The organism is Crossiella cryophila (assembly GCF_014204915.1).
Taxonomy (GTDB): domain Bacteria; phylum Actinomycetota; class Actinomycetes; order Mycobacteriales; family Pseudonocardiaceae; genus Crossiella; species Crossiella cryophila.
Map to the genome: position 1 here is coordinate 503,105 of NZ_JACHMH010000001.1, position 21,232 is coordinate 524,336.

At 71.2% G+C, this 21,232-nt stretch carries 8 protein-coding genes; 6 read left to right on the top strand and 2 right to left on the bottom strand.

The window, feature by feature from the left end; translation table 11 throughout:
* The first annotated feature begins 11 nt into the window (after window positions 1–11).
* Genes HNR67_RS02380 through HNR67_RS02405 form a run of 6 tightly spaced genes read left to right on the top strand, consistent with a single transcriptional unit; the run spans window position 12 to window position 13,037 of the window.
* Window positions 12–7,700 (top strand): WXG100-like domain-containing protein, encoded by a 7,689-nt coding sequence (locus HNR67_RS02380; protein WP_185000453.1) that lies wholly within the window; start codon window positions 12–14, stop codon window positions 7,698–7,700.
* Complete coding sequence (locus tag HNR67_RS02385) at window positions 7,697–7,996, top strand: hypothetical protein (protein WP_185000455.1); 300 nt, start codon at window positions 7,697–7,699, stop codon at window positions 7,994–7,996. The genes HNR67_RS02380 and HNR67_RS02385 overlap by 4 nt, the downstream gene beginning before the upstream one ends.
* Window positions 7,997–8,039: 43 nt before the next feature.
* Window positions 8,040–8,924 carry a nucleoside hydrolase gene (locus tag HNR67_RS02390; protein ID WP_185000457.1) on the top strand — a complete coding sequence of 295 codons (885 nt, stop codon included), beginning with the start codon at window positions 8,040–8,042 and terminating at the stop codon, window positions 8,922–8,924.
* Window positions 8,925–8,926: 2 nt separating this feature from the next.
* Complete coding sequence (locus HNR67_RS02395; RefSeq protein WP_185000459.1) at window positions 8,927–9,928, top strand: type VII secretion system-associated protein; 1,002 nt, start codon at window positions 8,927–8,929, stop codon at window positions 9,926–9,928.
* Window positions 9,925–11,925 carry a TNT domain-containing protein gene (locus tag HNR67_RS02400; RefSeq protein WP_185000461.1) on the top strand — a complete coding sequence of 667 codons (2,001 nt, stop codon included), beginning with the start codon at window positions 9,925–9,927 and terminating at the stop codon, window positions 11,923–11,925. The genes HNR67_RS02395 and HNR67_RS02400 overlap by 4 nt, the downstream gene beginning before the upstream one ends.
* A complete protein-coding gene (locus HNR67_RS02405) occupies window positions 11,922–13,037 on the top strand; it encodes an ADP-ribosylglycohydrolase family protein (RefSeq protein WP_185000463.1) in 1,116 nt (371 codons plus the stop codon). Before HNR67_RS02400 ends, HNR67_RS02405 begins: the two co-directional genes overlap by 4 nt.
* Window positions 13,038–13,107: 70 nt before the next feature.
* Here HNR67_RS02405 and HNR67_RS02410 read toward each other — a convergent pair whose 3' ends face one another.
* Together HNR67_RS02410 and rpoB are read right to left on the bottom strand one after the other, a co-directional pair.
* A complete protein-coding gene (locus HNR67_RS02410) occupies window positions 13,108–17,019 on the bottom strand; it encodes a DNA-directed RNA polymerase subunit beta' (protein ID WP_185000465.1) in 3,912 nt (1,303 codons plus the stop codon).
* Between the two features lie 99 nt (window positions 17,020–17,118).
* Window positions 17,119–20,604 carry a DNA-directed RNA polymerase subunit beta gene (rpoB, locus tag HNR67_RS02415; RefSeq protein ID WP_185000467.1) on the bottom strand — a complete coding sequence of 1,162 codons (3,486 nt, stop codon included), beginning with the start codon at window positions 20,602–20,604 and terminating at the stop codon, window positions 17,119–17,121.
* Between the last annotated feature and the right edge of the window lie 628 nt (window positions 20,605–21,232).

Consider the following 21,232-nt stretch of genomic DNA (forward strand, 5'->3'; position numbering starts at 1 on the left):
AGCACAGGCTCGTGGGAATCGAACTGCCCGGCTGGCTGCAGTGGCTGGCGCCGATCGTGGTGGGGTCGGAGTGGCCGGAAGGCGACGAGACCGCGCTGATGCGGCTCAGCCAGAGCTGGGAGAAGGCGTCGGGGGACGTCGAGACCGCGCTGCGCAACGCCGAGAACGCCGTCCGTGAGGCCCGCGCCAACATGGAGGGCGAGGCCGCCCAGAAGTTCGACGAGTTCTGGAAGAAGATCGCCCAGGGCGGTGAGGGCGCGCTGCCCAAGCTGCAGGAGCTGACCAAGACGCTCAGCTCGGCCTGCAAGAACTGCGCGTTGCAAGTCGAGTACGCGAAGTTGTCGATCATCGCGGCGCTGATCCTGCTGGCCGCCCAGATCGCGGCGATGATCGCGGCCGCCTTCGTCAGTTTCGGCGCGAGCACCGCGGGCATCCCGGTCGCCCAGATGGCCACCAGGGTGGTCGTGCAGGGCATCTTCCGCAGGCTGATCCAGACCATCATGCAGCGCTTCGGCACCAACCTGCTGCGCCGGCTGGTGATCAACGTGGGGGTCGAGGTGGCCGCGGGCGTCGCCATCGACGCCGGCGTGCAGCTGGTCCAGATGGCCAAGGGCAGCCGGGACTCCTGGGACACCAGCCTGACCCTGGACGCGGCCAAGTCCGGCGCCATCTCCGGTCTGGTCGGCGGCGCGGTCAGCGGCGGCATGGGCAAGGCCTTCGGCGAGGGCATCGGCGACGGCATCGGCAAGACCATGGGCAAGAACGCCCTGGAGGAGGGCGTCACCGGAGCGGTCTCGGCCGCCGCCGAGGGCGTCATGAGCGGCAACTTCAACCTCAAGGACGTCGCGCTCGGCGGCACCTCGGGCGCGGCCTCCGGCGCGGTCGGCGGCGCCAAGGAGAACTTCGACGCCCGCAGCATGGCCAACCTGGCCTCACTGGACACCAACCTGGGCAACGTCGGCGGCACCGGCGACGGTGGCGGCCGCTCGGCGCCCCCGGCCGCGCCACCGGTCCCCGACCTCTCGAGTGGGTCTGGTCACTCCGGCGGCTCGGCCGACTCCGGCAGCGCGCACACCGGCGGCACCGGCGGCTCGGGCGGTGGCTCGGGCAGCACCGGCGGTCCCGGCGGCTCCGGTGGCGGCTCGGGTGGCTCGCACAGCGGGGGCTCGGGCAGTGGCGGCTCGGGCGGCGGTTCCGGCGACGGGCCGGTGCACCGCGGCAACCAGGACAGCACCGCGACCTCCGGCGTCGCCCCGCCGGAGGCACCGCCGGTGCGCCCGCAGGCCGACGGCGGCGGGCAGGGCCAGCCTCAGCAGCAGGGTCCGGCGCAGCAGCAGCAGCAGTTCGGCCCGTCCGGCCAGCAGCAACAGGGCGCCCCGCCGCCCGGCGGCCAGCCACCGGCAGGCGGTGGCGGCGCGCCCGCACCGCGCGCGCCGATGGGTGGCGCACCGCCGATGGGTGGTGGCGGCGGCCCGGTCGGCGGCGGTGGGCCGAGCCACAGCCCGGCGGGCGGCTCGACGCCGGCCGGGGCCGGACCCGCGCACTCACCGGGTGGCAGCTCGACGCCGAACACGGGCGGACCGACGCCCGGCGGCGGTTCGCCGACCAGCCCCACCCCCGGCAGCCCTGCTCCGGGCGGCCCCACGCCAGGTGGTTCCACGCCGGGCGGCTCCACTCCGGGTGGCACTGGCCCGGGTGGCACCGGTCCGGCGCACGGTCCCGCGGGCGGTCCGCCGCCCGGCACGCCCGGCGGCCATCCCGGTCAGCCCGGCACGCCGCCCGGACAGCAGCCGCACGGCGGTCAGCCCGCCGGTCAGCACCAGCAGACTCCCGGCCAGCAGCCGGTCGGCGGGCAGCCGCGCGCCGGGTTCGGCCCTGGTTTCGGGCCCGGCTTCGGCCCCGGCGCCGGTGGCCCGCTGCCGGGTGGCCCGCCGCCCGGCGGTCCGCTGCCGCACCACGGCACGCCGCCGCCCGCGCCGATGCCGCACCACCAGCAGGCTCCCCCGCCGCCGATGCCGATGCGCGCGGACGGCTCCCCCGCCATGACCCCGGACGTGGCGCTGGTGTCCACGCCCACGCCGATGGACACCGGCGGCGGCCAGCAGCACCGGCCGGCCGGTCCACCGCAGCACGGTCCGGTCACCCAGCCCGAGGCGCCGCCGAGCAGGCCCGCGCCGGCCGCGGCCGCACCGCCGCCCGCGCCGCGTCAGTCCGCACCACTGCCCGAGCACCTGGCCGGGCTGGAGCCCAACATCCGGCGTTCCGGCGCGGGCATCGTGCTGGACACCTTCGACCACAAGTTCCCCGCCCAGTCCAACGCCGGCATGCGGGTCGCGCCCGACCCCGGCCGGTTCACCGTGGACATGCACGGCGCGGCGGACCGGGTGCGGGTCGGCGATCAGCGCCTCTCCGCCAAGGACCTGGCCGACATCATCCGGGCCAACCCGGACTGGGACGGCGAGCAGCCGATCCGGTTGATCTCCTGCCAGACCGGCCGCAACGACGACGGCTTCGCCGCCCAGCTCGCCCAGGAACTCGGCGTGGACGTGCTCGCGCCGACCAAGGACGCCTGGATCGACGCCGACGGCAACGTCTTCGCCAGCAGCGCGCACCTGGACGGGCGTGGCCAGGACTTCCGGCCGGGCTGGCCGCCCAACGGCGAGTGGGCCACCTTCCGCCCGGACGGCACCAGCACCGCGCACAACCAGTCCCACCCGCCCGGCCACACCCCGACCTGGGGCAGCGATCTGCCTGATCGCGGGCCGCGCGATGTGTGGCGGCGCGGTGAGCACGAGCCCGCGGACTCCTCGATGGATCCGCGGCGATTCCAGCCGCCGCAACCACATTCGACCGCCCCGCCCGGCACACCGCCGCCGTCGCCGACCTCACCTGTCCACAGTGGACAGTCCGAGTCGCGGCCGCAGCGCACCGGCGAGGGGCAGCGCCCGGCCGCGGCCGCCACACCGCAGCAACGGGTGCACGCGACAGTCGACCCGCCCGCCGCTCGCGATCTGTCCACTTCGGACAGTCCAGCCGAGCGGACCGGTCCGCTGCCAACGGAATCCGGTCCGACGCTCCGCGACAACGAGTCCACTGTGGACTTCCCGAGGGATCCGGACTACCTCGGCAACCCGGGCCAGCGGGCCACCGAGGCCGATCTCGCGCACATGCGGAACTCGCCCTACGTCCAGTCGGGCGCCTTCGCCGAGGACCTCGCGACGCTGGAGGACGTGCTCCGCCGCAAGCCCGAGGTCGCGGCCGCGCTGGAAGGCGTGCCGCGGGAGCACCTGGCGGCGCTGGTCGGCTACGCCATGTCGCAGTCCGCGGACCTCAACACCGCCCTGCGCACCGGCGATCCGGCCAAGCTGGCCGAGCTGGACGGGCAGATCCGCCTGATCGCCTCGGTGCTCAACGAGTTCCCGCTGCACCAGGGCACGGTCAACCGGGCGATCTACCTGCCGGACGCCGTCGACCTCGACGCCGCGCTGGACCGCTACTCCCCCGGCTCCACGGTCACCGAACGCAACTTCACCTCCTCGGCCGCGGTGGAGGGGCGCAAGCTCAAGGGCAACCTGAAGTTCGTCATCGAGTCGGTCTCCGGCCGGGACATCTCCTCGATCGCGCCGCGCAACGAGTCCGAGGTGCTGTTCCCGCCGGGGACCAGCTTCGAGATCACCAACAAGTACCAGGACGCCAGCGGCACCTGGGTGATCGAGATGCGCGAGGTGCCGACGCCGCGCCTGCCCGACGGCAGCCTGGCCGACCCGCCGCTGGGCACCACGGAGCGGCCCACCCGCGCGCTCAGCGCCGAGCTGGGCGGCGGCGACCCGGTGCCCGCGCCGGTGTCCCGGCTGGACGCCATGTCCCGGCTGGACAACCCGCCACCGCCGCCCGCCCCGCCGGTGCGCCAGGACCCGCCGCCCCCGCCCCAGGCCCCGCCCGCTCAGGGCCTGCCGGACCGCCGGTTCGACCAGCAGCAGCAGGTGGACCCGAACGCGGCGACCCCGCCGCGGGGTCTGCCCCGGCAGGACGAGCCGGGTCCGGTCCGCACACCCGAACCACCCCTCCGGCCGGTGGATCCGCACGCGCCAACGCCACCGCAGGGCCTGCCCCGGCAGCAGCCGGGCGGGTTCCCGCCGGTGCGTCCTCCGCAGGACCTGCCGCCCGCTCCCGGCCCTCGGCCGCAGCCGGATCCGGCGCTGGGCCAGCACCGGCCGCTGCCGGAGGCCGGTCAGGGCAGGCCGCAGTTCGACCCGGCCACCGGTGCGCCGAGCCGGTCGGGGCAGTTCCCGCCGCCCCCGGCCGCGGGCAGCCAGCCCGGCAGGCCGCCGCAGGACGTGCCGCCCGGCCGGGTTCCGCAGGATCCGAACCAGTTCCCGCCGCAGGGCAGGCCGCAGTTCGACCCGTCCCGGAGCCGTACCCAGCCGAACCTGCCTGCCGCCGACTTCCAGGGCAGGCCGCCAAGGGTGGAACCGCCGCCGGGTCCTCGCCCGCCGCAGTTCGGCCAGGGTCAGCCGCCGATGGGCGCGCCGGTGCGCCGCCCCACCGGGCCGATGCCACCACCACCGCCGCCGCGGGGCTTCCCGCCGGGTGGTCCGAATCCGATGGGCCGTCCCAGCGGCCCGAACCCGATGCCGCCGCCCGGTGGCCGGCCGATGCGGCCTGCCCCCGGACCGCGCTGGAACGGGCCGCCGCCCGGCGCCCCGCCGATGCGTCCCGCGCCCGCGCCGGAACCCGCCACCCCTCGGGACCCGCGGAACAGCTGGGGCCAGACCGAGGGCGTGCGTTTCGGCCCCACCGGTTCGGCCTTCCCCGAGGCGCACACCCGGCCCGAACAGGCCAGGCCGGTCGAGTCCACCGCGGACTTCCGCAAGCGGATGGACGACCTGGAACTGCGCTACGACAACGGCGAAGTGCTCTCCACCGGTGAGCAGGTCGAACTCAACCGGCACCGCGCGGAGATGGCCCAGCTCAAGGCCGAGCGCATGCAGGCGGCCGAACAGCGCAGGCTGGGCGTCTCGCCGATGCCCGATCCCGGACGTGGCCGTCCGCTCGGCGACCGGCTCGGACTGGACGACAACGACCCGCGGTCGGGGCTGCGACCGGGCGACCTCAGCCGGATGTACTCCACCCCGGCGGGCATGTCGGTCTTCCCGGACGCCGAGGGCGCGCACCGGGCCAGTGCCGCGCAGGTGCGGCCGGATCCGCACAGCTTCACCGTCGACCTGCACGGCTCGCCGAACGGGGTGATGTTCGGCGGCCACAACGGCGGCCGGGTCGACCCGCACACGCTGGCCTCGGTTATCCGGGCCAACCCGGACTGGGCGGCCAACCCTCGGCCGGTCCGGCTGCTGGCCTGCCAGACCGATCCGCAGTTCGCCGCGCAGCTGGCCGCCGCACTCGGCCAGCCGGTGACCGCCAGCCGGTCCGACGTGTGGGTGGACAACAGCGGCAACGTCTTCGCCAGCAACACCACGGTCGACAACGGCATCCGCCGCCCTGGCTGGCCGCCCAACGGCGAGTGGGTGACGATCAACCCGGACGGCTCCCTCGCCAGGGTGCACGGGCCGTACCCGCCTGGCCCCGCGCCGACCTGGGGACCGCACCAGCCGGACTTCGCGCCGGAAGCACACCAGCGCGGCGCGGAGGGTCCGCCGACCGAGGACAATTCGGTGCCGCCGGACAGCCCGGCCGATCCGGGCAGTACCACCGACGTCCCGGCGGTGCCCGGTCAGCAGGTGGTCTTCGACGACGGGACGCCGTACCAGACCCAGTTCGCGGACAACCAGCTCGACGCCTCGACCGGGTTCCCGGCCAACCTGGACGAGATCCTGGCCAACGCGGGGGTCTCGCGGGCGGACTTCGACCGGATGCGCGCGCAGTCCATCGAGGACTTCGTTGGCAACACCGCCGACATCCAGGCGATGACCCGGATCCGCGAGCAGGTGCAGGCCCAGCCGGGCGAGATGCTGCAGCGGGCGCTGACCGCGGAGGCGGCGGCGAACCTGCTCGGCAACGCCTGGGTGCCGGGTCCGCCGTTCACCGACGACGGCGGCCGGTTCGGCAGGCCGGACCAGACCAAGGGCTTCACCGCGCGCTACGCCGACGTGGCGGACCTGCGGACGCCGAGCCAGGTCATCGAGGGCCTGCGGCTGGACTACACCGACAACGGCTACCTAGACCGCAACGGCAGGCCGCCGTATGACTTCGGCGATGAGTTCGTGGCCACGCTGCGGTTCCCGTTCGACCCAGGCTCGGTCGACCTCGGCCCGAACCACACCGGTCCGGTGACCCCGGACCAGGCGATGCCGATCGCCTACGGCAACCACGACGCGGCCGACCCATTCCCGATGGGCGGCAACGGCCGCAGCAACCCGGCGCCGTTCGCCGGACACGGGTTCACCGCGAGCCGGGACAACCCGGTGCCCGAGTTCGAGCTGCACCCGCACCGGTTCGACCAGGCCGAGATCTGGCTGACCGACCGCGCCGGCAACTCCGTGCTGCTGGGGGCCTACGACCCGAATCTGGACAACGGGCCGGGTAACCCGGCTGGCGGCTGGCGGCTGACCGACGACGGCCAGACCTACACCGGCGACCAGCAGCAGCTCGCCGCCGATCACGCGGCAGCCAAGGCCGCTGCCGCCGCGGCGGCCAGTGCCAAGCCGGACAGCGACCCGCCCGCGGCCGCGGCTCCGGCCGGACCGCCACCGAGCGATCCACCACCGCCACCGCCCGCCGCGACGGCCACCAGCGGTGACCGGACCGAGCCGGGTGAGACGGTTCCGGCCGAGACCGAGCAGGTCCCGCCCGACCAGCCGACGATGAACTTCGCCGCCGACCAGCCCACCGACGCGGTCCCTGATCAGGGTGCGGACGTGGCCGAGGACTCCTCCCCCGACGCGGCCGCCCAGCCCGGCGAGGGCCTGCCCGGCGCGGGCGCCGAGTTCCGGATGGATCCGGCCGAGGAGGGGCTCAGCGACGCCGAGCGGGAACTCCGGTCGCGGAATGTCATCGGGTACGAGGAGTTCGGCGACACCGACCACGTGAACCCGGCCTTCGAGGTCTACTTCGACAACGACACCTCGGCGATGTACAAGCCGTCCGACGGCGTGCCGGAGGGGCTCCGCGAGGGCATCCCGCACACCGAGCTGGCCGAGCGGGAGGTGGCCGCCTCCCGGGTGGACGAGCTGCTCGGATTCGGGCTGGTGCCGACCACCACGATGGTGACCGGTCCGCTCGGCGAGGGCTCGCTGCAGGACTTCGTGGTGGCGGGTCCCGGTCGGCAGGCCGCGGACTATCCACTGGCCCAGCAGGAGCGGATGGCGGTGCTCGACTACATCGCGGGCAACACCGACCGGCACCCCGGCAACTACCTGACCGACCACGACGGCAACCTGGTCGCGATCGACCACGGGTACTCCTTCCCGGAGTCCCCCGATCCCGAGTACGGCATCCGCTCCGACTTCACCGCGGCCCTGTTCCAGCAGCCGCTGAGCCCCGAGGTGATGGCCCAGGTGCGCGCGATCGAACCGGACGCGCTGCGGGCCGTCCTGCGCGGGATGGGCCTGAGCGAGGACAGCGTCGAGGGCGCGGCAGGCAGGCTGGTCGAGGTCCAGGCGCACGGCATGATCAACGGCGAGGCGTGGTCCGGGCGGTTGAAGAACGCCGGACTGCTGACAGTGCGGGGGTCGAGGCATTGAGCGAGAACCGGACGCCGAGCCGGGTGGCGTTGCACATGCGGGTGCCCCGCGGCTGGGTGCGGGTGGCCGAGTACCGACTACTGGCCGACGGATCGGTCGGGCTGACCGTGCTGGACGCCGAGCGTGGCGAGATCGCCCGGCACTTCTACACCAACGGCGTCGACCTGCACGCGCAGCGCCGGATGGTGCGCCCGGACGAACCCGCGGCCTACCTGGGCGCGCTGTTGAACCAGACGAACATGAGCTACTACCGCTTCACCGACGAGAGCGACACGCCGGAAGCCTCCGCGCCCTGACCGGGGGAACACGCTGAGGTGGTCCAAGCACGGAGGAGGTGACATGGGCCCGCACACCGCGACACCCGGCCTGCCCGTGGTCATCGACACCGACGCGGGCGGCGACCCGGACGACGCGCTGGCGCTGGTGGCCGCGGCAGGCCTGCCCGAGCTGGCGCTGGTGCTCACCGGCGACGAGCTGCCCGGCGGGTATCGGGCCCGGTTCGTCCGGCTGCTGCTGGACCTGCTCGGCCGCCCCGAGGTGCCGGTGGTGGCCGGTCGCGACCTGGGCAACACCCGGCTGAACTGCGTGCGCGACCTGGTGCCGGACACCGTCCCCGCCCAGTCCGGCGAGCTGCTCGCCGCGGTCGAGGCGGTCTGCACCGGAGGGGTGCGCTGGGTGGGTCTCGGCCCGATGTCCAACCTCGCCGACGTGCTCACCGCCCGTCCCGGACTCGCCGAGCGGATCCGGCTGACCCAGATGGGCGGCGCGCTGCACTACCGCGATCCGAGCCGGGCCGAGCACAACGTCCGGGTGGATCCGGCCGCCGCGCACACCGTGCTGGCCCTGGCGCACCGGCCGCGGCTGGTGCTCTCCGACACCACGTTCACCCCAGAGCTGGAGATCAGGGTCGCCTCGGCCACCCACCGTCGGCTGGCCGATCCGGCCGCGCCCGCCTGGGCCGGGCTGCTCGCCGCGCACCTGGCGCAGTGGTTCACCGACTTCCACCCCGGCACCATCCAGCACGACGCGCTCACCCTGTCCGCGGCGCTGGAGCTGCCCTTCGTCGGCTTCACCGCCGAGCGGGTGGTCCTGGACGAACTCGGCCGGATGAGCCGGTCCGGGCGGGGCACGCCGGTCGAGCTGAGCGGCCCCGCCGACCACCACGCCTTCCTGGACTGGCTGGACCGGCAGCTGGACCCGGCGGCTCGGGCGGAGGTGGCCTGAGCATGCTGCACACGATCGAGATCGCCGCCTTCCGGGCGGACACCGTCTTCCTGGACGCCGGGACCACGCAGGCCAGGGCGGAGTACCAGCGCGGGCAGGACGAGGACGCCCTGGTCCGGGTGCACGGCCCGTGGGGCACCGGCGAGGCGCGCGCGCACGATGTGTACGAGGCGCTGCTGCGGGTGCGCCGGGACCTGGAGGAACTGGGCTGGTTCCTCGCGGTGAACGGGGCCCGGCGGGACGTGGTCTGCCTCGGGCAGACCCGCAACTGGTCCGGCGGCACCGAGGTGCACCGGCCGGACACCGAGACGACGACCACGCTGGCCCTGTTCGGCCCGGCCGATCCGGCGCTGGTCGGTACGGTGGCCGAGCAGGAGGAGCTGACCAGGGAGCACAGCCCGGCAGCCGATGAGCCACCGGAGATCACCGAGGAGATGCGTGCGGTCGCCAGGCACCAGCCGAACAGCTGGCTGTACTCGATCGACGCGGAGTTCGACCCCAGCAGCGTGGTGCCGCCGTGGGGCGTGCGCGGTGGCTACCGGGTGGACGAGCACGGGCACTTCGGCGAGTACGTGCCCAACCCCGGCTACCGGCCGGGCCCGCAGGCGCTGGGCTGGCCGCGGCCGACCAACCAGCTCGAACGCGATCTGGAGCTGGCGTTGAGCGGCTACGGGCCGAGGGAGACCGCGCTGGCCACCCTGCTCGACTGGGAACTGACCATGGCCGAGTACCCGGACCACCCCGGCGAGCTATTCCTCTCCGAGGAGGCCGGTGGTTCGGTGCTGGACGCGTGCACCTCGCCGGAGCGGCGGCCCGAGGAGTGGACCAGCTGCCAGGCGGCCCAGGGCAGGGCGCTGCTCGGCTTCGGCGGAGTGCGGCTCCGCCTCAACGCGGGGGTGACCGGCGCGCTGTCGGCGACCATCCCGCTGCAGGACCTGATCGACTTCGCCGCAGGCGAGCAGACCGCGGGGCGAGCCCGTTCCAGGGGAGAACTGAGCACATGATCATCAATCAGCACCCGCACAACGGCGCCTGGGCGTACTGGCAGGACCAGCTCTTCCAGTACCGGACCCAGCCCGGCAAGCCCGCCTACCTGGTCGCGCCGCCAGGGGTGGTGCCGACCGGTGACTTCGAGCAGTCCGGCGAGACCTTCCTCAAGCAGGTCGGCCCCGGCGAGGCCGAGTCGATCTTCACCAGCCAGGCGTACGGCTTCGTCGACGACGAGCCCTACGAGGTGACCTACGACGTCGAGGGGCTGGCCCCCGGCCTGGCCAGGGTGGTCTGGCCGCGGCAGGGCGGGCTCACCCAGGAGCAGGTCGCCCAGCGCGGCCTGCAGACCTACGACCGGCTCACCTTCGGCGGCGAGAAGCCGCTGGCCGAACTCGCCAAGGTGATCCAGGTCCGGGGCACCCAGGTGCGCTCCCGGCCCGCACTGGACGGGTTCCCCGCCCCGGCCGACGCGGGCCCGGCCGAGGAGGCCGAACCGGACTTCACCGCGGTGCTGGACGGCCTCGCCGCCGCGGTCACCGCGACCGCGCCCGAGGGCTGGCAGGGCGCCGGGATCGTCGCCCGCGCCCTGGGCGGCAGGCTCGAACTGACCGCGGTGCTCACCCTGGCCGACGGCCAGGAGTACTACTGGGCGCCGCCGCCGCGGGTCGGTCAGTGGCTGCACCGGCTGCGCCTGAGGACCTACCGGCCGGAGACCGGCGCCTGGTTCACCGCAGACTTCGGGCTGGTGCCCGGCGGCGAGCCCACCATCGAGTTCGACTTCCAGACCGCACCGGACTGGGCGCTGGAGTTCACCGAGGGCGAGGCCGCGCTGACCGAGCTGGCCATCCTGCCCCGCTCGGCCGCGGCCACCCCGCCCTGGCTGTTCCAGCAGGCCTGGCAGGCCTACCAGGACCAGCTCCACCACGACCGGATCCGCACCGAGCAGGCCGTGCGGAAGGGCGAGAACGCCAAGCCCGTGCCGCAGCCCGAACTGGCGCTGGCCCGGTTGTTCGACCAGGTCGTCGAGGGCAGGCCGCCGGTGGCCTACCGGACCCGGCTCAGCCACACCGAATGGCTGGCGGTGCAGACCTACCTGCAGGCCGCGCCGGTGGTGCTGTCCTCCCGCGGTTACGCGCCCGACCTGCTGCACCCCGAGCAGGAAAGCCTGGTGCCGATGGCCTACCACACCGACGGGGTGTGGGTCTGGAGCGCGGCGCTGGCCTACTACCTGCGCGAACACGATGTGGTGCCGCCGCTGGAACTGCTCGACCACCTCCGCGGCCAGGGCTACCGGCCGCCGGTCACCCTGCCCAAGCGGGTGCTCCAGCGAGCCACCTCCCTGGTCATGGACATGCCGGAGACCCATCCCGGCGCCAAGGACGACTGGGAGCGCGCGGTGTTCTCGGTGCGGGACTTCGCCATCCGGTTCAGCGTCAGCCGCCGGTACCTCAGCTTCGGCGACTACGCCGACCAGGCCTGGTGCCTGTTCCGCGAGGCGGACGAGCGGTTCACCGTGTTCTGGTGGTGGGCCGATGAGCAGCGCCGGGAGCTGGAGGCCCGCTTCGACGACGTCTCCCAGGCGGCCACCTACCTGATCGGCCAGCTCTACCTGAACTACCCGAACCTGCAGCGGGCCGAGGACGAGCCGCTGCTGCCGGAGGAGTCGCCGATCCAGGCGATGGGCAACGACCCGGCGATCTCGCACTACGACGAGATCGACTCGGTGATCGTGCCCGAGGGCCACCAGGTCGAGCGGTACGGCCCGCCGGACGGCAACACCCTCTTCGACGCGGGCACCGGCTTCGAGCGGACCACGCTGCCGCCGGAGTTCGCCCAGGGCCCCTACGGCCGGTTCCGGCTGGTCGGCGACTGGAAGATCATCGGCGCCCGCACCCGGCCGGGCGAGACCCAGCCGGGCGGCGCCAGGGTGTACCTGCTGCCGCAGCCGCTGTCGGACTACCTGGCCCGCGGCCTGCTGGTGGAGATCCCGCCAGGGGAGGTGCGGCAGTGAGCACGCCCGTGCGCCCTGCCGACACCGGCATGCCGCTGGACGGCAAGTTCGGCCTGGCCAAGGACCGGCTCATCGGCTGCTACGTCGGCCAGGCCATCGGCGGCTCGATCGGCGCCGGGGTGCGGACCCTGGACCGGGCCGAGCTGTCCACGGCCGAGGGCGCGGCCTGGCCGGAGGAGTATCCCCCGGTCTTCGGCGGCCACGGACTGATCACCGGCGAGACCCAGGTGTCGCTGTTCGTGCTGGACGCGGTGCTGCGCGCGGGCATCCGGCGCAGGCGCACCGGGGTCGCCGACCCGCTCGGCGAGGTCCGGCTGGGCCTGCGCCGCTGGGCGCAGACCCAGGAACCGCGGCTGGACGGCCCGGCCGACGGCTGGTGGCCGGGCAGGCCCGGTCTGACCGCCAAACGCTGGCCGGACCACACCACGCTGACCCTGCTGCGCGCGGACACCCTGGGCACGCCGGAGCAGCCGGTCAACGACGCCCGCTCGGCCACCGTGCTGCCAAGGGCCGCCGCCGCCGCGCTGTGGAGCGCGGACCCGCGGCAGGTGTTCGACCTGGGCGCGCAGATCGCCGCGCTGACCCACGGCCACCCGATCGCCTGGCTGTCCGCGGGCGCCTACGCGGTGCTGGTGCACACCTTCCTGCGCGGGCTCAGCAACCCGTCCAGGGCGGTCTACGCGGCGCTGGACGAACTCGCCAGGCACCCCGGCCATGAGCCGGTCAGCGAAGCCCTTGCCGAGTCGCTGCGGCGCTTCGACGATGGCGACGGCGAGCAGGTCACCGCGGCCCAGGTGGCCACGCTGGGCACCGGCTGGGACGCGCACGAGGCGCTGGCGATGGCGGTGCACGCGGCCTTCTCCAGCCCGCGCTTCGACCTGGTGCTGGCCTGCGCGGTCGGCCACCCCGGCAACACCGGCACCGTGGGCTCGCTCGCGGCCAGCCTGCTGACCTCGGTCTACACCTTCACCTCGGTGGTCCCGGTCCCGCTGATGCGCGATCTGGAGCTGGGTGCGGAGATCGCCACCCTGGCCGACGGCGCGGCCACCGAGTTCGGCCCGGAGCCCTTCACCGGCTCGGACTGGTTCACCAACTTCCCGATCAGGTACTGACCCCCGGCAACGCGGAAAGGCCCCGCCACCGGAATCCGGTGGCGGGGCCTTTCCGCTTGTACTGGCTTCGTCAGCGGTAGTCGCGGCCGAAGTCGTAGTCGTCGAGCGGCACCGCCGCACCCGTGCCGGCGCCGAAGACGTCCGGGGTGTAGTAGCCGTCGTCGTAGGACGGGATCGCGTAGGCCGCGGCCCGTGCCTCCTCGGTCGGCTGCACCTGGATGTTGCGGTACTTGTTGATGCCCGTACCAGCCGGGATCAACTTACCGATGATCACGTTCTCCTTCAGGCCGATCAGCTTGTCGCTCTTGCCGTTGATGGCGGCGTCGGTGAGGACACGCGTGGTCTCCTGGAAGGAGGCCGCGGACAGCCACGACTCGGTGGCCAGCGACGCCTTCGTGATGCCCATGAGCACCGGACGGCCAGAGGCCGGCTCGTTGCCCTCGGCCACCATCTGGCGGTTCTGGGTCTCGAAGTCGCTGCGCTCGACGGGTGCACCCGGGAGGAACTCGGTGGCACCGGAGTCGATGATGATCACGCGGCGGAGCATCTGGCGCACGATGGTCTCGATGTGCTTGTCGTGGATCGACACGCTCTGCGTGCGGTACACGTTCTGCACCTCGCGGACCAGGTGGAGCTGAGCCTCACGGGGACCCATGACGCGCAGCACCTCGTGCGGGTCGACCGCACCTTCCAGCAGCTGCTGGCCGACGCTGACGTGGTCGCCGTCCTGCAGCGCCCGCTCGGAGTCGTCCACGCTGATCGTCGCGAGCCACTGCCGCTTGGACAGCTTGTCGTAGACGATCTCCTCGCCACCGTCGTCCGGCACGATGGTGATCTTGCGGAACCGGTCGCCCTCTTCGATCTGCACGCGGCCGTCGGCGTCGGCGATGGGCGCCTTGCCCTTCGGCACGCGAGCCTCGAAGAGTTCCTGAACACGCGGCAGACCAGCGGTGATGTCATCGCCCGCCACACCACCGGTGTGGAAGGTACGCATCGTCAGCTGGGTGCCGGGCTCACCGATGGACTGCGCGGCCACGATGCCGACGGCCTCGCCGACGTCCACCAGCTGGCCGGTGGCCATCGAGCGGCCGTAGCAGGTCGCGCAGACACCGACCGCGGACTCGCAGGTCAGCACGGAGCGGACCTTGGCCTTGGGCACGCCTGCCCGGACCAGGGTCTCGATCGCCGGGTCGCCGAGGTCGGCGCCCTTGCCGATCAGCAGGTTGCCCTCGCCGTCGAAGATGTCCTCGGAGGCGTTGCGGGCGTACACGCTGGTCTGCACGTGCCGGTGCTTGACGTAACCGCCGTCGGCCGTGGGCTCGGTGAGCGGCATGATGATGCCCCGCTCGGTGCCACAGTCGATCTCACGGACGATGACGTCCTGCGAGACGTCCACCAGACGACGGGTCAGGTAACCCGAGTCGGCGGTGCGCAGCGCGGTGTCGGCCAGACCCTTGCGGGCACCGTGCGTGGAGATGAAGTACTCCAGCACGGAGAAGCCCTCGCGGAAGTTCGCCTTGATCGGCCGCGGGATGTACTCGCCCTTGGTGTTGCTGACCAGACCCTTCATGCCCGCCAGCTGGCGGACCTGGGTCATGTTGCCGGCCGCACCCGACTTCACGATCACCGAGATCGGGTTGTCGTCGGGGAAGTTGTCCTCCATGACCTGGGCGATCTCGTTCGTCGCCTGGGTCCAGATCTGCACCAGCTCGTTGTTGCGCTCGGTCTTGGAGAGCAGACCACGCTGGTACCGCTTCTCGACCTGGTCGGCCTTGGCCTCGTACCCGTCCAACAGGTCCTGCTTGTTGTCCGGCACGACCACGTCGGAGATCGCCACGGTCACACCGGAACGGGTGGCCCAGTAGAAACCGGCGTCCTTCAGCTTGTCCAGCGTCTGGGCGACGGTGACCATCGGGTACCGCTCGGCGAGGTCGTTGATGATCTCGGCCTGGCTCTTCTTCGGCAGCTGCCGGTTGATGAAGGCGTAGTCCGCGGGCAGCAGGTCGTTGAACAGCACCCGGCCCAGAGTGGTCTCGGCCAGCCAGATCTGACCCGGCTCCCAGCCCTCCGGCTCGCTGCCACGGGTGGGCAGGCGGTCGGTCAGCCGGATCCGGATCTTGGCCTGCAGGTGCAGCGCGCCCAGGTCGTAGGCCATGATCGCCTCGGCCGGGGACGAGTACACGTTGCCCTCGCCCTTGGCGCCCTCACGCAGCTTGGTGAGGTGGAACAGCCCGGTGACCATGTCCAGACGCGGCATCGCCAGCGGCCGCCCGGAGGCGGGCGAGAGGATGTTGTTGCTGGACAGCATCAGGATGCGGGCCTCGGCCTGCGCCTCGGCGGACAGCGGCAGGTGGACCGCCATCTGGTCGCCGTCGAAGTCCGCGTTGAACGCCTCACACACCAGCGGGTGCAGCTGGATCGCCTTGCCCTCGACCAGCTGGGGCTCGAAGGCCTGGATGCCGAGGCGGTGCAGGGTGGGCGCGCGGTTCAGCAGCACGGGGTGCTCGGTGATGACCTCTTCGAGGACATCCCACACCTGCGGGCGCTGGCGCTCGACCATCCGCTTGGCGGACTTGATGTTCTGCGCGTGGTTGAGGTCGACCAGCCGCTTCATCACGAAGGGCTTGAACAGCTCCAGCGCCATCTGCTTGGGCAGACCGCACTGGTGCAGCTTCAGCTGCGGGCCGACCACGATGACCGAACGGCCCGAGTAGTCGACGCGCTTGCCGAGCAGGTTCTGACGGAACCGGCCCTGCTTGCCCTTGAGCAGATCGGACAGCGACTTGAGCGGGCGGTTGCCCGGTCCGGTCACCGGCCGGCCGCGGCGGCCGTTGTCGAAGAGCGCGTCGACAGCCTCCTGCAGCATCCGCTTCTCGTTGTTGACGATGATCTCGGGCGCGCCGAGGTCGATCAGTCGCTTGAGGCGGTTGTTGCGGTTGATCACGCGGCGGTACAGGTCGTTCAGGTCCGAGGTGGCGAAGCGGCCACCGTCGAGCTGCACCATCGGGCGCAGGTCCGGCGGGATGACCGGGACGCAGTCCAGGACCATGCCCTGCGGGTTGTTGCGGGTGGCCTGGAAGGCCGCCACGACCTTGAGCCGCTTGAGCGCGCGCAGCTTCTTCTGGCCCTTGCCGCTGCGAATGATCTCGCGCAGCTTGTCGGACTCGGCGTCCACGTCGAAGGTGCCCAGCAGCTGCTGGATGGCCTCCGCGCCCATGCCGCCGGTGAAGTACTCGCCGTAGCGGTCGATCAGCTCGCGGTAGAGCATCTCGTCCGCGATCAGCTGCTGGACGTCCAGCTTGACGAAGGTGTCCCAGATCTCGTCGAGGCGGTCGATCTCGCGCCCGGCCCGGTCCCGGAGCTGGCGCATCTCACGTTCGCCACCCTCCTTGACCTTCCGGCGGACATCGCTCTTCGCGCCCTCGGCCTCAAGCTCGGCGAGGTCGGTCTCGAGCTTCTGCGCGCGGGTCTCCAGATCGGAGTCGCGCTTGTCCTCCATGCGCTTGCGCTCGACCTGGATCTCGTTCTCCAGGGTCGCCTGATCGTTGTGCCGCATCTCCTTGTTCACCGACGTGATCACGTAGGCGGCGAAGTAGATGATCTTCTCGAGGTCCTTGGGTGCCAGGTCGAGCAGATAGCCCAACCGGCTCGGAACGCCCTTGAAGTACCAGATGTGCGTAACGGCCGCGGCCAGCTCGATGTGGCCCATCCGCTCACGACGCACCTTGGCGCGGGTGACCTCGACGCCACAGCGCTCGCAGATGATGCCCTTGAAGCGGACACGCTTGTACTTACCGCAGTAGCACTCCCAGTCCCGGGTGGGACCGAAGATCTTCTCGCAGAAGAGTCCGTCCTTCTCGGGCTTCAGGGTGCGGTAGTTGATGGTTTCAGGCTTCTTGACCTCGCCGAAGGACCACTGCCGGATGTCGTCCGCGGTAGCCAGTCCGATGCGGAGCTCGTCGAAGAAGTTGACGTCTAGCACGTCGGTTCTTCCCCTTGATAGTTCGGGTTCAGAGGCTGAGTCGGGTCGGGGCGGGACGGGCTGGGCTCACACTCAGCCCGTCCCACGCCGACGGCGAGGTCAGTTGACGATGTCGTCGACCGAAGGCGACTCGGACCTGGACAGGTTGATGCCCAGGTTCGCGGCGGCGCGCTCCAGGTCCTCATCGTCGCCGTCGCGCATCTCGATGGCAGCGCCGTCGCTGGAGAGCACCTCGACGTTGAGGCACAGCGACTGCAGCTCCTTGAGCAGCACCTTGAACGACTCCGGGATACCCGGTTCGGGGATGTTCTCGCCCTTGACGATGGCCTCGTAGACCTTCACCCGGCCGATCACGTCGTCCGACTTGATGGTCAGCAGCTCCTGCAGCGTGTAGGCAGCGCCATAGGCCTGCATGGCCCAGCACTCCATCTCGCCGAATCGCTGGCCACCGAACTGCGCCTTACCACCCAGCGGCTGCTGGGTGATCATCGAGTACGGGCCGGTGGACCGGGCGTGGATCTTGTCATCGACCAGGTGCAGCAGCTTGAGGATGTACATGTAGCCGACCGAGGTCGGGTACGGGTACGGCTCACCGCTGCGGCCGTCGAAGAGCTGAGCCTTGCCGTCACCCTTGACCATCCGCTCACCATCGCGGTTGGGCTGGGTCGAGGAGAGCAGACCGGTGATCTCCTCCTCGCGGGCGCCGTCGAACACCGGGGTGGCGGTGTTCGTGCCGGGCTCGGCCTGGAACAGCTCCTCGGGCAGCTTGCGCGCCCAGTCCGGGTTGCCGTCGATGCTCCAGCCCTGCTTGGCGATCCACCCGAGGTGGGTCTCCAGGATCTGGCCGATGTTCATACGACGAGGCACACCGTGGGTGTTCAGCACGATGTCGACCGGGGTGCCGTCCTCGAGGAACGGCATGTCCTCCACCGGCAGGATCTTGCCGATGACGCCCTTGTTGCCGTGCCGGCCGGCGAGCTTGTCGCCGTCCTGGATCTTGCGCTTCTGGGCCACGTAGACGCGGACCAGCTCGTTGACGCCCGGGGGCAGCTCGTCGTCGTCCTCGCGGGAGAAAACCCGGATGCCGATGACCTTGCCGGTCTCACCGTGCGGCACCTTCAGCGAGGTGTCGCGCACCTCGCGCGCCTTCTCACCGAAGATCGCGCGGAGCAGGCGCTCCTCCGGGGTCAGCTCGGTCTCGCCCTTGGGCGTGACCTTGCCGACCAGGATGTCGCCGTCGCGGACCTCGGCACCGATGCGGATGATGCCGCGCTCGTCCAGGTCGGCCAGGACCTCCTCGGAGACGTTCGGGATGTCCCGGGTGATCTCCTCGGCGCCCAGCTTGGTGTCGCGGGCGTCGATCTCGTGCTCTTCGATGTGAATCGAGGTGAGCACGTCGTCCTGCACCAGGCGCTGGGACAGGATGATCGCGTCCTCGTAGTTGTGCCCCTCCCACGGCATGATCGCGACGAGCAAGTTCTTGCCCAGCGCCATCTCGCCGTTCTGGGTGCACGGACCGTCCGCGATGACCTGCCCGACCTCGACCCGGTCGCCCTCGTTGACGATCGGCTTCTGGTTGATGCAGGTGCCCTGGTTGGAGCGGCGGAACTTGTGCAGCCGGTAGGTCTGGCGGGTGCCGTCATCGGCCATCACGGTGATGTAGTCGGAGCACAGCTCCTCGATCACACCGGCCTTGCTGACCACGACCACGTCGCCGGCGTCCACCGCGGCTCGCAGCTCCATCCCGGTGCCGACCAGCGGCGACTCGGAGCGGAGCAGCGGCACGGCCTGACGCTGCATGTTCGCGCCCATGAGCGCGCGGTTGGCGTCGTCGTGCTCGAGGAAGGGCACCATCGCGGTCGCCACGGACACCATCTGCCGCGGCGAGATGTCCATGTAGTCGACGTCGTTCGGCGGGATCAGGTCCAGTTCGCCGCCCTTACGGCGGACCATGACCTTGTCCTCGAGGAAGTTCCCGTCGGCGTCGATCGGCGTGTTGGCCTGGGCCTTCACGTACCGGTCTTCCTCGTCCGCGGTCAGGTAGTCGATGTTGTCGGTGACCCGACCCTCGATGACCTTGCGGTACGGGGTCTCGATGAACCCGAACGGGTTGACCCGACCGAAGGAGGACAGCGAGCCGATCAGGCCGATGTTCGGGCCTTCCGGCGTCTCGATCGGACACATGCGGCCGTAGTGCGAGGGGTGCACGTCACGGACCTCAAGACCGGCCCGCTCACGGGAGAGACCACCGGGGCCGAGCGCGGACAGACGCCGCTTGTGCGTCAGGCCGGCCAGCGGGTTGGTCTGGTCCATGAACTGCGAGAGCTGGGAGGTTCCGAAGAACTCCTTGATCGCCGCGACCACCGGGCGGATGTTGATCAGGGTCTGCGGCGTGATCGCCTCGACGTCCTGAGTGGTCATCCGCTCGCGGACCACGCGCTCCATGCGGGAGAGGCCGACCCGGATCTGGTTCTGGATCAGCTCACCCACGGTGCGCAGGCGCCGATTGCCGAAGTGGTCGATGTCGTCGACCTCGACCGGGACCTCCACGCCGCCGGGGGCGGTCATGGCGGTCTCACCCGCGTGCAGGCGCACCAGGTACTCGATCGCGCAGACGATGTCGTCCTCGGTGAGCACGCCGGTGGTGAACGGCTGGTCGAGGCCCAGCTTCTTGTTCACCTTGTACCGGCCGACCTTGGCCAGGTCGTAGCGCTTCTCCTTGAAGAACAGGTTCTCCAGGAGGGTCTGCGCGCTCTCCTTGGTGGGCGGTTCGCCAGGGCGCAGCTTGCGGTAGATGTCGAGCAGCGCCTCGTCCTGGCCCGCGGTGTGGTCCTTCTCCAGCGTGGCCATGAGGGTCTCGCTGAAACCGAAGCGCTCGCGGATCTGCTCGGCGGTCCAGCCGAATGCCTTCAGCAGGACGGTGACGGGCTGGCGGCGCTTGCGGTCGATGCGGACGCCGACGGTGTCGCGCTTGTCGACGTCGAACTCCAGCCAGGCGCCCCGGCTCGGGATAATGCGGACGCTGAACACGTCCTTGTCGGTGGTCTTGTCGACGTTAGTGTCGAAGTAGACACCCGGGGACCGCACCAACTGCGACACCACGACTCGCTCGGTGCCGTTGATGATGTACGTGCCCTTGTCGGTCATCACGGGGAAGTCACCCATGAACACCGTCTGGCTCTTGATCTCGCCGGTGTTGTGGTTGGTGAACTCCGCGGTGACGAACAGCGGGGCCGCGTACGTCATGTCCTTGTCCTTGCACTCCTCGACCGAGGCCTTGACCTCGTCGAAGCGCGGATCGGAGAAGGAGAGGGACATGGATCCCGAGAAGTCCTCGATCGGCGAGATCTCGTTGAGGACCTCAGCGAGGCCGCCAATCGGATCCTCATCGCCGGCATCAATGCGGCGCTGGAACCACTCGTCGGCGCCGACGAGCCATTCGAAGGACTGAATCTGCAGGTCAAGCAGATCGGGCACCGTCAGGGGTTCGCGAATCTTCGCGAACGAAACCCGCTTCGGCGCCCCAGGGATCCCCGACGTGGAGTTGGTCGCAGCAGTGGCCTTGGTCGCGCGGGAGACTGCCAAGATGCGTCCTTCCAGGGACTGTTGCTGGCTGGAAGCTGCCCCGACGCGCGAGCGCCGTGGCAGTTGTCAAGGGTGCGGCGCGGCCATCATCTCGGGACCCTGGGCAGGGTGAACAGAAAATGGACAGCGCAAAGTGGCAGTCTAGCCACACAGACGGCGGCTGTCGAGCGGGGTCCAGAGCGGACACCCGAACTCGTGCTTACGGACAGAGTGAACCCGCAGGCGCTCACAGTCAAGATGCCGCGCGGTGATCACTCCCATGGCGCAAGCCCAACTCACCTGGCGTAACCGTTTGACCAGGTCATCCAGTGGGGTAGCACCCGAAGAGCGGGATTTCTATACCCGATTCCGGCCTTGCCGAGAGGGGTTGAGGAACGTCACACTGGTCCGCTTGCCGACCAGAACGACCACTCACCGCATGAATTCCCCTGGTCACCGAGCGTTCCGACTTTGCGGCGAGAACACTTCGCCGTCACCAGCGACCGCTCATCGCAGCCACGACCGGGTGACCAAGGTCCGGCCAACTCCACAGACCTTGATCAACCTGTGACCCAGACCCCGGCACAGCGGGTCCGACCCCGCGACAGTGCGGAGAACGAGCACTCCGCGTCGCCGAACGGCGACTCCC